10 protein-coding genes and 1 rRNA gene are annotated in these 12,779 nt (G+C 43.5%); 8 read left to right on the plus strand and 3 right to left on the minus strand.

The window, feature by feature from the left end; translation table 11 throughout:
- Window positions 1-12: 12 nt before the first annotated feature.
- From P6N53_RS16670 to P6N53_RS16700, 7 genes are all read left to right on the plus strand, one after another.
- A complete protein-coding gene (locus P6N53_RS16670; protein WP_304545197.1) occupies window positions 13-1,893 on the plus strand; it encodes an NADH-quinone oxidoreductase subunit NuoF in 1,881 nt (626 codons plus the stop codon).
- Between the two features lie 34 nt (window positions 1,894-1,927).
- Window positions 1,928-3,907, plus strand: a complete 1,980-nt coding sequence (locus P6N53_RS16675) for a [FeFe] hydrogenase, group A (RefSeq protein WP_304545199.1) — start codon at window positions 1,928-1,930, stop codon at window positions 3,905-3,907.
- Between the two features lie 82 nt (window positions 3,908-3,989).
- Window positions 3,990-4,454, plus strand: a complete 465-nt coding sequence (locus tag P6N53_RS16680; protein WP_304545201.1) for a phosphatase — start codon at window positions 3,990-3,992, stop codon at window positions 4,452-4,454.
- A gap of 268 nt (window positions 4,455-4,722) precedes the next feature.
- Complete coding sequence (locus P6N53_RS16685) at window positions 4,723-4,923, plus strand: hypothetical protein (RefSeq protein ID WP_304545203.1); 201 nt, start codon at window positions 4,723-4,725, stop codon at window positions 4,921-4,923.
- 367 nt (window positions 4,924-5,290) lie between these two features.
- A complete protein-coding gene (locus P6N53_RS16690; protein ID WP_304545205.1) occupies window positions 5,291-5,770 on the plus strand; it encodes an NADH-quinone oxidoreductase subunit NuoE family protein in 480 nt (159 codons plus the stop codon).
- A gap of 23 nt (window positions 5,771-5,793) precedes the next feature.
- Window positions 5,794-7,503, plus strand: a complete 1,710-nt coding sequence (locus P6N53_RS16695; protein ID WP_304545207.1) for a NuoF family protein — start codon at window positions 5,794-5,796, stop codon at window positions 7,501-7,503.
- 21 nt (window positions 7,504-7,524) lie between these two features.
- The gene (locus tag P6N53_RS16700) at window positions 7,525-9,306 is read left to right on the plus strand and encodes an NADH-dependent [FeFe] hydrogenase, group A6 (protein WP_304545210.1); all 1,782 of its coding nucleotides are present in this window, start codon (window positions 7,525-7,527) and stop codon (window positions 9,304-9,306) included.
- Between the two features lie 111 nt (window positions 9,307-9,417).
- Here the strand turns inward: P6N53_RS16700 and P6N53_RS16705 are convergent, their stop codons facing one another.
- Together P6N53_RS16705 and P6N53_RS16710 are read right to left on the minus strand one after the other, a co-directional pair.
- Window positions 9,418-10,149 (minus strand): YkgJ family cysteine cluster protein, encoded by a 732-nt coding sequence (locus tag P6N53_RS16705; protein ID WP_304545212.1) that lies wholly within the window; start codon window positions 10,147-10,149, stop codon window positions 9,418-9,420.
- Between the two features lie 77 nt (window positions 10,150-10,226).
- Entirely contained in the window at window positions 10,227-11,564 is a 1,338-nt protein-coding gene (locus P6N53_RS16710; protein WP_304545214.1) for a polysaccharide deacetylase family protein, read from the minus strand.
- 173 nt (window positions 11,565-11,737) lie between these two features.
- On the opposite strand from P6N53_RS16710, the gene P6N53_RS16715 reads away from it, so the two are divergent.
- A complete protein-coding gene (locus tag P6N53_RS16715; protein ID WP_304545216.1) occupies window positions 11,738-12,460 on the plus strand; it encodes a stalk domain-containing protein in 723 nt (240 codons plus the stop codon).
- A 220-nt stretch (window positions 12,461-12,680) separates the two neighbouring features.
- Here P6N53_RS16715 and rrf read toward each other — a convergent pair.
- Window positions 12,681-12,779 (minus strand): 5S ribosomal RNA (gene rrf / locus P6N53_RS16720); the annotation flags it as partial.

Below are 12,779 nucleotides of genomic sequence, written 5' to 3' on the forward strand. Positions count from 1 at the left end.
GGGGGACCACAGATGCTAAAATCACACGAAGAGCTTATAAAACTTCAGCAAAAGGCAAAATCTGCACTGTCCGAGAATAAAATGCGCATCTTGGTCTGTGCTGGAACCGGCTGTGTAGCCAACGGTTCCCTTAAAGTATTTGAAGGTTTAAAAAATCTGGTTCAAGAGAAGGGCTTGTTGGCTGAGGTAGATCTGGTTAAGGAAGTTGGCCATGAGGGCATCGGCGTAAATATCTCCGGTTGTCACGGTTTTTGCCAAATGGGTCCTCTGGTTCGCTTTGAACCTTCCGGACTTCTCTATTGCAAGGTCCAAGAGTCTGACTGCCAAGAAATTGTTGACGCAACAATAGTAAATAATGAAGTAATTGATCGTTTACTTTATACAGATCCTAATACCAATGAAAAAGTAACAACCCAGGACGAAAACCCATTTTACAAGCGTCAGGTTCGTGTTACCTTAAAAGACTGTGGACGTATTGACCCTGATGATATAAATGATTATATTGCCCACGGTGGTTACCAAGCCCTCAGTAAGATTTTATCAGGCATGAATTCTGAGGCAGTAATCAAAGAAGTATTAGACTCCGGCCTCAGGGGCCGTGGCGGTGGCGGTTTCCCCACCGGACGCAAGTGGTCCTTTGCGGCCTCTTCTCCTGGACCCAAGAAATACATTATCTGTAACGGCGACGAAGGTGACCCGGGTGCTTTTATGGATCGTTCAGTTATGGAAGGCAACCCCCACTCTGTACTTGAAGGTATGATGATCGCCGGCTTTGCTATAGGGGCAGATGAAGGTTACATTTATGCCCGTGCTGAATATCCCCTGGCCATCAAGCGTATGAAAAAAGCTATTGTGGATGCTGAAGCCCTTGGGGTTCTTGGCAACAACATTTTAGGAACAGGGTTTAGTTTTAAAATAAACATTAAAGAAGGTGCTGGAGCCTTTGTATGCGGTGAGGAAACAGCCCTTATTGCCTCCATTGAAGGCGAGCGCGGTATGCCCCGTCCCCGTCCTCCTTTCCCTGCAGTAAAAGGTCTCTGGGGCTGTCCCACCGTTATTAATAACGTCGAAACCCTGGCTAACCTACCTGCTATTATCCTTAACGGAGCAGCTTGGTTTAAGGGCTTCGGTACAGCATCCAGTGCAGGTACAAAAACCTTTGCTTTGGCTGGACAAATTCAAAATACCGGTCTCGTTGAAGTGCCTATGGGTATGACTCTACGGGAAATCGTATTTGATATAGGTGGTGGCTTAAGGGAAGGAAAGAAATATAAATCCGTACAGATTGGCGGCCCCTCGGGCGGCTGCTTAACAGAAGAAAAGCTTGATTTACCCCTGGATTATGACGAACTCATGAAGGTTGGAGCAATGATTGGCTCCGGTGGCTTGGTAGTTATGGGTGATGACACCTGTATGGTTGAAACTGCTAAGTTCTTCATGGGCTTTGTACAAAATGAATCCTGTGGCAAGTGTGTTCCTTGTCGTGAAGGTACCAAGCAAATGTTAGCCATGTTAACCAAGATTACCGAAGGCAAAGGTACCGAAGCAGACCTAGTTCTTTTAGAAGAGCTGGCTCAAGATGTTAAAGACGGTTCCCTTTGCGGCTTGGGAAAAACTGCTCCTAACCCCGTTCTTACTACTCTCCGCTACTTCAGGGATGAATATGTGGCCCACGTTCGGGATAAAAAATGCCCAGCCGGAGCCTGCCAGGCCCTGAAGGAATACTACATTGATGCTGAAAAATGTAAGGGTTGCACCCTTTGCACAAGGATTTGCCCAGCAGGTGCAATTTCCGGTGAGAAGAAACAACCTCATACCATCAATGTTGAGTTATGCCTGAAGTGCGGCGCTTGTGCTGAGAAATGTAAGTTTGGCGCAATTGGCACCAGGTAGTACGCTTGATATTTAGAGAAAGGGCGTGAAGTGGATGAGTGGAAAAATAACCATAAATGGACAATTAATAGATTTTACTGACGAAAAAAATATTCTTGCGGTAGCTCGAAATGCAGGTATTGATATTCCTACCCTTTGTTACCATCCTGAATTATCAGTAGTAGGAGCTTGTCGTCTATGTGTTGTTGAAATTGAGAGAATGGGTGTGCAAGCCTCCTGTTCTACTGCACCCATTGACGGAATGGTTGTCTTCACCAACTCCGGACGGGTAAACAGAGTACGCAAGATGGTTCTAGAGCTTCTTTTAGCAAACCACGACCGTGAATGTACCACTTGCGATGCCAGCGGTGCTTGCAAATTACAAAAGTATGCTAATGATTATGGTATTAAGAGACTGCGTTTCCCCAGCCGCAGCCAGTGTGAAGCACTTGATAACAGCAGTCTATCTATAGTACGTGATCCAAATAAATGCATCCTCTGTGGTCTTTGTGTGAGAATTTGTAAAGAAAAACAGGGTGTCGGTGTTTGGGATTTCAAAAATCGTGGGTCCCGTACCGAGATCGTTGCTGCAATGGATCAGCCCTTAGCTGAATCTGCTTGCATTAACTGCGGACAATGTATTGCAGTATGCCCCTGCGGTGCCCTTTCCTCTAATTCCACAGCCATTGATGAGGTTTGGGCTGCCCTTAGAGATCCTAAAAAGACTGTGGTTTGTCAGATAGCTCCTGCACCAAGGGCCGCCCTGGGTGAAGAGTTCGGCCTTGGCTCGGTAGATGTTACAGCCAAGTTAGTTGCCGGATTACGTAAAGTGGGCTTTGATAAGGTATTTGATACCGTATTTACCGCTGACATGACTACTATTGAAGAATCTAATGAATTTTTAGGCCGGGTTACCGAAGGTAAGAATCTACCACTCTTTACCTCCTGCTGCCCTGGCTGGGTTAAATATGCTGAGCAATTCCATCCTGAACTGCTAAATAATGTTTCTACCTGCCGTTCACCTCAGCAAATGTTTGGTTCTGTATTGAAAAAGAAATATACCCAGGATCTGGGCATTAAAGCTGAAGATATGTTTGTAGTCTCCATCATGCCCTGCACCGCCAAAAAGTACGAAGCTAAGCGTCCAGAGTTCATGACCGACGGAGTATATGATGTTGATGCTGTATTAACTACAGTCGAAGCTGCCCGCCTATTCCGGGAAGCTGGTATCATCTTCGACTCCCTTGAAGACTCTGCCTTTGATCAGCCCATGGAGCAAGCCACAGGCTCCGGTGTAATCTTTGGGGCAACCGGCGGCGTAATGGAATCTGTTATCCGTTATGTGGCAGGCAAGCTCTTAAATGCCCAGGGGCGTGTAGATGTAGAGTTTACCCGGGGTATGGATGATACAAAGATTGCCAGCCTATCGGTTAATGATATTAAACTAAGCCTGGCTGTTGTTAACGGTTTGGCAGCAACAGAAGCCTTAATCCAAAAAATACAGTCCGGTGAACTGGATGTCCATGCTGTTGAAGTTATGGCTTGTCCTGGTGGTTGTGTCGGCGGTGGCGGTCAACCCTGTCAAAATGATTCTAAAGCCCGTCAAACCAGAGCCACAGAGATTTACAATATAGATTCTAAGATGGTTCTACACAAGGCCCAGGATAACGAAGATCTTGATAAGATCTTCAACAAATATTGGGGCGGCTGCTGCAACCATGAGACCCATCATGATCTTCATACCCATTACCACCCCAAACGGCAGATAGCCGGTAACGATATTGTTATCAAAGATGCCGAGGGTCCAGAAGTTACTGTATGTCTTGGCGAAGGCTGCCTGAAAAAAGGTTCCCTGGCTGTAGTAGAGAAGCTTCTTGAAATGCCAGTAAAACTTAAGGGTGTATTCTGCCTGGAGAGTTGCGGTGAAGGCGTATCCGTTAAGTTTAATGATCAAATCTTGAGCGTCAGTCCAGAAAACGTGGTGGATACCCTTAAATCAAAATGCAGCGGGAGTGGTTGCTGCGGTTGCTCCTAGATTATTATAAAATAACTATTTTGCAGGTGCTGCCAGTGGTTAGCACCTGCTTTTTTATGGTAGAATAAAGTCGGTGATTATTATGCAAAAAAGACATCTTACTCTGCTCATTGGGCCTGCCAAATATCCTGAGGATGACCGCCGTATGGTGTCAATGTTCCTGGCTGAACCAGGAAATAAAATAATATGTGGCGCCAGTACAGCAGGCATGGTTACCAGGGTAATAAAAGAAGCTGGAATAAGTGCTGAAGAAGTGACTGGGTTAATATTAGTCACAGATGGAACACTAATCCTAAGTCAGGTGCTAAATATGTTTCGCGACTCAGGCATAACTGGCTCCCTTGACACGGATAACAACGATGCTGATCTTTTAGCCCAAGCCCTTGTACAGGCTGATTCCATTTCTCTTCTGGTGGGCATGGCCGTTAACAAGTCCCAAAGAAGTTTGAGCCTGCCGGCAAAGCCTGTGGTCAAAACTAGATTTGCCAGAGAATTGGCAGACCTGCTCAAAGAAAATGGCAAGCAAGTGATGGTAGAGTTCTTTTAAACCCTACTCATCCCTTGTTTTTTCTATTATGCTAACAAATAATTCTGCAAGTCTCAGCATTATGTCGAAATTTTTCCTAATAATAAATTCTGAAACTACTTGACGTTTACGAACGTTCTGAGTTAGAATTATCTTAACTGAATTGTTTGAATATTTGTAATGTTTTAAGTTATTTTACTCGTCCAACTAAATTTACTATTCTGTCATGCGCATGACAGTTTTTACCACTGGAAGACAATAGAATAATTTAAGAATGGAGGTGTTGAAGTTGCTTACACAACAACTAGTCAACGGGCAAATGACTGTGACCACTATTGCCAGATACTCCATCAGCAAGGCTAATCATTATGTAGAAACCTTTGACCCATTTTTTGATGCCTATGAACAATTTATCTTTCTTTCTACCCCCATGCAAGAAAAACTAAACCCGTCCTTTGATCTATTCGAACAACTAATGTGCATAACATAACATTTTTAATATGCCTTCTTATAGCTATTTTTAAATGTCATATACAAACATTACTTATCATAACTTTCTATGCAAAACCTTTTTCATTCCTTGTCTTGTGAACATTGTCCTTTTGACAAGGAGTGGCAAAATACACACGTAAATTAAAGGTGGTGGTGGCTAAAGTCACATCAAGACATGATTAAATTTTTCTGTAGTAACAGGGGTTTATGTATGGTAGCTAAGACATATTTTAATAATGCTACCCTACCATCAAGTTGTTAGACAGGCTATTTACTAGTCCCATACTTAAGGTTTATTCAGTTTGTTTTTTAAAAATTTGCAGGTTTCGGTAAAATATGCTTCCAACGAGAGGAGGAACCATCGTATGGGTGCAGAGTGCAAATGTAACTGTGAGCAGGATAAAAGCCTAGATGCACTGTTTGCTCAGAATAAGGGAAATCCCAACGGGCTGATTGTTGTTATGGCAGCAATTCAAGAATCCCAAGGGTATCTTCCCAAGGATTATTTAGTTAAAACCGCAGAGGAATTAGGTGTTCCCCTTAGCGATGTTTACGGAGTGGCCACCTTCTACGCAGCCTTTAGCCTTCGTCCTAGAGGAAGGCATTCGGTTAACCTGTGTCTAGGAACCGCCTGTTATGTTAAAGGTGCTCCCGAAGTTCAAGCTATGCTTGAAAAGGAGATGGGCATAAAAGCTGGAAATACCACTGAAGACCGTCGTTTCAGCCTAGATCTGGTGAGGTGCCTCGGTGCTTGCGGTATTGCTCCGGTACTCACTGTAAACGGTGAAGTTTACCCCCGTATGTCTTCGGATAAAGTATCCGAAATAATAGCCAAATACGAATAATAACCTCCAGGGAGGTGAAATATATGAATTTTGCTGAACTCGAATTATTAAGGGCAACTGCTAAAGAAACTATTAAGTTGCGCCTGGGCGAAGAGCCCACCGACAATTTCAAATATCACGTACTGGTCTGCGGTGGAACTGGATGTATTTCAGTTGGTTGTCAAAACACACTGGATGCCGTACAAAAGGCCATAGAAAATAATGGCTTACAAGACACTGTTAAGTTAGTGGTTACAGGCTGTATGGGCACTTGTGAAATGGGCCCGGTAATTACCATATTCCCAGAAGGCTACTACTATTGCAGAGTTCAACCTGAGGATGCTGAGGAAATTATTAACTCTCACCTGAAGGAAGGCAAGTTTGTTGAGCGCTTGTGTTACCATGCTCCTGATGGAACAGTTCAAGCTCGCAAATCCGATATGGTATTCTTCAAGAAGCAAAAACGCAATGCCCTTCGCAATTGTGGTCTAATTAACCAAACTTCCTTAGAAGAATATATCGCCATGGATGGCTTCAAGGCCCTCTCCAAGGTTCTACAAGGTATGGCCCCTCAAGAAGTGGTGGACGAAGTTAAGAAGTCCGGCCTGCGTGGTCGTGGCGGTGCTGGCTTCCCCACAGGTGTAAAATGGCAATTTGTATTGGATCAAAAGGCTGACCAGAAATACATTGTATGCAACGGTGATGAAGGTGATCCGGGTGCCTTTATGGATCGCTCGGTTCTGGAAGATGATCCCTATTCCGTAGTTGAAGCAATGACCCTAGGCGGATATGCTGTAGGTGCTAATAAAGGCTTTGCCTATATCCGTATGGAATATCCCAGGGCCATTGACCACTTCAACAAAGCCCTTTGCAGGGCAAGGGAAGTTGGTCTGCTTGGCAATAACATTATGGGCACCGACTTTAGCTTTGATATTGAGATCCGGGTAGGTGCCGGTGCCTTCGTTTGTGGTGAAGAGACCGCCCTATTGGCTTCCATTGAAGGTCGCCGTGGCGAGCCACGTCCACGTCCTCCCTTCCCTGCTGTTTCGGGTCTATTTGAAAAGCCTACCGTGATTAATAACGTAGAAACCTGGGCCAGCATTTGCCCCATCATTATTAATGGTGGAGATTGGTATGCCTCCATGGGTACCGAAAAGAGCAAAGGCACCAAGGTATTCACCCTGGCCGGCAGAATTAAAAATACCGGTCTGGTGGAAGTTCCCATGGGCATCACCCTGCGGGAAATAGTTTATGATATCGGCGGCGGCGTAGAAGGTGATAAGGAATTTAAAGCTGCTCAAACCGGTGGTCCTTCCGGCGGATGTATCCCTGCTGCTTATCTGGATACTCCCATTGACTATGAAAACCTAGCTGCTCTGGGCTCTATTGTAGGCTCTGGTGGAATGATTATTGTTGATGAAGGAACCTGTATGGTTGACCTAGCCAAATTCTACCTTGGTTTCACCCAGGACGAATCCTGTGGTAAGTGCTCTCCCTGCCGAATTGGCACCAAGAGAATGCTGGAAATCCTGGAGCGCATAACTAAAGGTCTTGGCAAGGAAGGCGATTTGGATTTGTTGGTTGAGCTGGCTAACTCCATTAAGGCCTCCGCCCTTTGCGGCCTTGGTCAAACTGCTCCCAACCCCATTCTTAGCACTCTGCGTTATTTCCGTGATGAGTTTGAAGCTCACATCAAAGATAAAACCTGCCCGGCTGGCATTTGTAAAATGCCCCGCAAAGGCCTAAAATCCTAGAGGATAGGAGGGAAAAGGCATATGGCAACCGTATCACTTACTATTGACAATGTAAAAGTTGAAGTCGAACAAGGCTCAACCATATTAGAAGCTGCTAAGCAGATTGGTGTAAACATACCTACCCTTTGTTACATGAAGGATATCAACGCAATCGGTGCCTGTCGTATTTGTGTAGTTGAAGTACAGGGCGCCCGGGCTCTCCAAGCTGCATGCGTTAGTCCCGTGGCTGAAGGCATGGTTGTTAAAACCAACTCCGCAGCAGTAAGAGCATCCCGTAAAATGACCCTGGAGCTAATCCAGTCTAATCACCCCCAGGAGTGCAATACCTGTCAACGTAATACCAACTGCGAATTACAAGCCCTTTCTGAGGCTATGGCATTAGGTGACATTCGTTTTGTGAGACCTGCCCAAAGCCACAGCAAAGACGATATCGATAACTCTTCCCCTTCCATTGTTCGTGATCCCCGCAAATGCATCCTTTGCCGACGCTGTGTAGCAGTTTGCGAAAAGGTTCAAGGGGTTAAGTGCATTAGCACCATGAATCGTGGATTTGAAACAGTTGTAGCTCCCCCCTTCAACCAGAGTCTCAATGATGTCAACTGTGCCATGTGTGGTCAGTGCTCACTGGTTTGTCCCACCGGGGCAATCGTAGAAGTAGATGACACCGGCAAGGTATGGCGTGCCCTGGATGATGCAAACAAGCATGTGGTTGTCCAAACTGCACCCGCTGTAAGGGTAGCTATTGCTGAAGAATTTGGCATGGAGCCAGGTACCATTGGCACAGGCAAGCTGGTGGCAGCCCTTCGCCGCCTAGGCTTTGACGCTGTTATGGATACAGACTTCACAGCCGACCTGACCATTATGGAAGAAGGTACGGAGTTTATCAAACGGGTAACCAGCGGCGGTGTACTGCCCATGATTACCTCCTGCAGCCCTGGTTGGATTAAATACATTGAAATGTACTACCCCGACCTACTTGCTCACCTGTCAACCTGTAAATCACCTCAACAAATGTTTGGCGCTTTGGCCAAGACCTTCTATGCAGAAAAGAAAGGCATTGACCCTGCCAACATTTACAGTGTATCTATCATGCCCTGTACTGCTAAAAAATTCGAGGCTCAACGTGATGAGCTTACGGACAGTGGCTACCAGGATGTTGACGTTGTACTTACCACCCGTGAGTTGGGTCGTATGCTGCGCGAAATTGGCGTCGATTGGGATAGTCTCCCTGAAGAGAATTACGACGATCCAATGGGTCTCTCCACTGGTGCCGCAGTTATCTTTGGTGCCACCGGCGGCGTAATGGAAGCAGCAGTACGTACCGTTTACGAAATTCTTACCAAGCAACCTCTACCGGACATTAACTTGACCCCAGTCCGTGGTATGGAAGGCATTAAGGAAGCTACCTTAAAGGTTGGCGACCTAGATGTTAAGGTTGCGGTAGCCCACACCCTTGGTAATGCCCGTAAGCTTCTGGATAAAATCCGGGCCGGTGAAGCTGATTATCACTTCATCGAAATCATGTGCTGCCCCGGCGGTTGCATTGGTGGCGGAGGTCAGCCCATCCCCACTAATCTTGATGTGCGCCTCAAGCGAATTGCCGGTACCTATAAAGCTGATGAGGAGCTACCACTCCGCAAATCCCACGAGAACCCGGCAATCACTGCCATCTATGAGCAGTTCCTGGGAGAACCACTGGGTGAAAAATCCCATAAGCTGCTGCACACCTTCTATGTACCAAGGGGTGTTTACAGCAAGCCTGAAGGATTACCTGATAAAGTACCCAGTGACGATCACCATTAAATATCAGCAGAGGACTTGCCATCTTGCAAGTCCTCTTTTTTTCTCAAAAACAAGGCTTTCGTCGAATCTCAAGGTTTTACCCTATGGTCATAACGAAAGCCTTGTTGTTTTCTATTCACTATAATTATTTAGAAATTGCTTTAGGGTCTGAAGTTTTATAGTATCAGTTAAGTTTTCAGGTAGCCACTTGAAGGCAAATTTCATCAATGCTAAATCATCTTCCATAATTTCAGCCAATTCTTGCTGGTTGAGTTGAAGGGTGAACTCATTATGGTACATAAGCATATTTCTGAATTTATCCAAATCATAGCAGCCGATTAATAGCATATCCATCATTACACCATCCAGCTCTTTATGACCTGTAGGTCTGAGCCTTGTGGGGATTGAGCCAAAGAGCTTCTCCGGTTCCTCATAATCCCTTAATCCCTGATTATCCATCCAATCCTTAACTGTCCATTCCTTTGTTTCCTTTAAACCGTGGCAGCGCGAAGGTTCAAAGGCAAAACCATATTCATCTGCACCCCTTATTTCAACCGGGGCCATTCTACACGACCAGGGTCGTTCATGATAAACCATGCATCCCTTTTCAGATATAAAAGGACAAACTAAATCTTCCTCCCGCATCTTTAAGACAACCACTGGAAATCCTGAACTAGGTACCCTTAGTATATGAGTATGTTTAATTAAAAACTCTCCCGATGACATCCCTAACTTATTTTTCATTCTTAAAACATCTAGGGGTGTCAAAAATATATTAATGTCCCTGCAGCATTTCTTAAAACACTCTAGCTGCTCATGGCAGGAGAACTTAAACTTACTATTGGCCTTTAAATTTTTACTCATTAGTATTCGCTCCTAGTCATTATCAGCTCAACAAGCCTGTTATAGAATAATGTAGTACCGATTATTAATGTTAGATATTATGCTTTAAGTTCTAGCTCCAGTGCCCTTTCTAAATAATATAACCCTTTTTGCTTTTGATCCATTTGGACTAATACAGTGTAAATGTTGTAATAAACCGTTGGATTATTGGGGTCCATTTCTATGGACTTATTAAGATCATCTATGGCCTCAGCATACAATCCTAACTTTGCGTGGGCATATCCTCTCTTGCTATAGGTAGATGCCAGGTAAGGAAAACTCGGGTCCATTTCAATAACCTTATTGCAATCCTCAATAGCCTTTTGATATAACCCTAGTCTTATGTATGCGGCTCCCCTATTGTTATATGGGTAAGAAAACTCAGGTGCTAGTTCAATGGATTTACTATAATCCTTAATTGCCTGTTCATATTGACCCAATTCATTGTAAATCCACCCTCTCCCGTTGTAGGGCTCGGGCCGGCTTGGATCTAATTCTATAGCTTCATTACAATCTGCAATTGCCTTATCATTAACCCCAAGATAGTGATAAGCCATACCTCTATTCAAGTAAGCAATTGAATCCTTAGGGTTAATATCAATGGCCTCAAAGATTTTTGCCATATTATTATCAAACTGGCCTTTCCTTAAGCTCAGAATGGATTCTAAAGAGTTTTGACTTATGCCACCGTAGACATTTATCCTGGGAATAAGTAATGGATCATCCTCGGAGGAAGCTATGCCAGGGACTACTGTAACCGCTGTTGAATAACCGGCATGCTTTACCCTCTCCTTTACCTCTTGATTATAGGAACCATATGGGTAACTAAAGGATATTACTCTATTGTTTAAAATCTGCTCTAACTTTCTTTTAGAATTAAGTATTTCAATCTCTTGGTTCTCTTTTGTTAGGGATGTTAAATAGGGGTGTGTTTTTGTATGACTCGCTATCTCTATTCCATCGGACTGAATACTCTCCAGTTGTCTCCATGTCATATGATTAGGTGTATCAACCATATCAGTTATTATAAATACGGTACCCTTTAAATTATACTTTTTAAGAATAGGAAAGGCCTTTTCATAAAAGGATACATAACCATCATCAAAGGTTAATAGAACCCATCTATCATCCTCATCACCTAGTCTACCTGCTAAAATATCTGGAATTTGGGATACTGTTGCTGTTTTATATGAATTCTCTGACAGCATTCTCATTTGTAATTCAAATTCATCTTCCGGCACATACAGATTATTGGGACCATGTCCAATTTCATGATACATAAAGACATGAATATTTTTATTGCCCACTTCGTATTTTGTTACTTCCGGATTAGCATAGACAGTTGCAACCGGAACAAGCAATAAAATAATAAAAGTAAATAGTTGTATTATTCGCACCTCATGCACTCCTCCATATAACATGCTCTATATGTTTAAATTTTACATAATTCTCAATAAACCTCCAAAGTATGATATGTTTTTAAATATTTTCACCATTTTTTAATGGCGTAAAGGATTTAGGCCTCCCCTTGAAGAAAGATTAATTTTAGATATTTTTAGGGGGTATCAAGGTGCATCGCATAATTTCTGGAATTTTACTTTCACTTTTCCTTATTACCGGACTCTGCCTTCCAGCCTACGCATTTGCAGAGGATAAACTAATCATTCCTTTAAATGACTCGTCCCATAATCAGTTCATAATTAATAACGATAGAGTATATATCTCTACTCCCGCATTGGAAAAACTCCTGGGTTCAGATATTAAGTGGATAGATAGAGATAACTATAAGGGACTTATCTTATCCAAGAACCAAACCAATCTAGTATTTATTATGGATAATAATTACTTTCTGGTTAAACACGGTAATTTCTATTCAGCTTTAGAACAAATGGACATTCAACCGATATTAATTAACGAACAAACCTACCTTCCTGTAAAATATGTACTTGAGGGCTTAGGCTATCAATTAAACTATGACTTAGCCCATCAACAAATAGAAGCCCATTGGACAGGTACCTTTATTAAAGAAGGCTATACAATTCCAGTTCAAAACTCTTTAAGCCAAATCAATTTTTACCCTGCTGATCTAGATATAGAATTGATATTTGAAACAAACTCTCAGAACCTTGAACAACAATTAAATGACATAAACACAATTCTTTCCTCAAAGCTTGATAACCAACTAACCACTCCTATTTTAAATAGTATTAAATTAGACAATTCATACATCAATAACAGTAAATTTTCAATATACCCCTCCAATGGTCAAACTTATATCAGGCTTTGGAAATAGCCCACAGCGAGTCACAGGTTGTCACAGGGACGGTTCTAGTGACAATTGAAACATTACTATCTGTCCTGTCAGCAGAACCGTCCCCATGACAGTTGCCCATGACAGTTTGACAGTTGTGAGTCAATAAAGAAAAAGCGAGTCAAGGTACGGTTCCTTTACTCACTTAAAACATAAAGAAACCCGCCGTCTTAATCAAAAGACAGCGGGTTTTGTAAAATTACTCTGGCGACGACCTACTCTCCCAGGGGCTTGCGCCCCGAGTACCATCGGCCCTGGAGGGCTTAACTGCTGTGTTCGGGATGGGAACAGGTGTACCCCC

It is taken from the genome of Desulforamulus aquiferis, from assembly GCF_030577015.1.
Classification (GTDB): domain Bacteria; phylum Bacillota; class Desulfotomaculia; order Desulfotomaculales; family Desulfotomaculaceae; genus Desulfotomaculum; species Desulfotomaculum aquiferis.

Coding starts and splice junctions, on each gene's coding strand:
- P6N53_RS16705 (WP_304545212.1), bottom strand. CDS start 10,149: ATGAGTAAAAATTTAAAGGCCAATAGTAAGTTTAAGTTCTCCTGCCAT.
- P6N53_RS16700 (WP_304545210.1), top strand. CDS start 7,525: ATGGCAACCGTATCACTTACTATTGACAATGTAAAAGTTGAAGTCGAA.
- P6N53_RS16680 (WP_304545201.1), top strand. CDS start 3,990: ATGCAAAAAAGACATCTTACTCTGCTCATTGGGCCTGCCAAATATCCT.
- P6N53_RS16675 (WP_304545199.1), top strand. CDS start 1,928: ATGAGTGGAAAAATAACCATAAATGGACAATTAATAGATTTTACTGAC.
- P6N53_RS16695 (WP_304545207.1), top strand. CDS start 5,794: ATGAATTTTGCTGAACTCGAATTATTAAGGGCAACTGCTAAAGAAACT.
- P6N53_RS16690 (WP_304545205.1), top strand. CDS start 5,291: ATGGGTGCAGAGTGCAAATGTAACTGTGAGCAGGATAAAAGCCTAGAT.
- P6N53_RS16670 (WP_304545197.1), top strand. CDS start 13: ATGCTAAAATCACACGAAGAGCTTATAAAACTTCAGCAAAAGGCAAAA.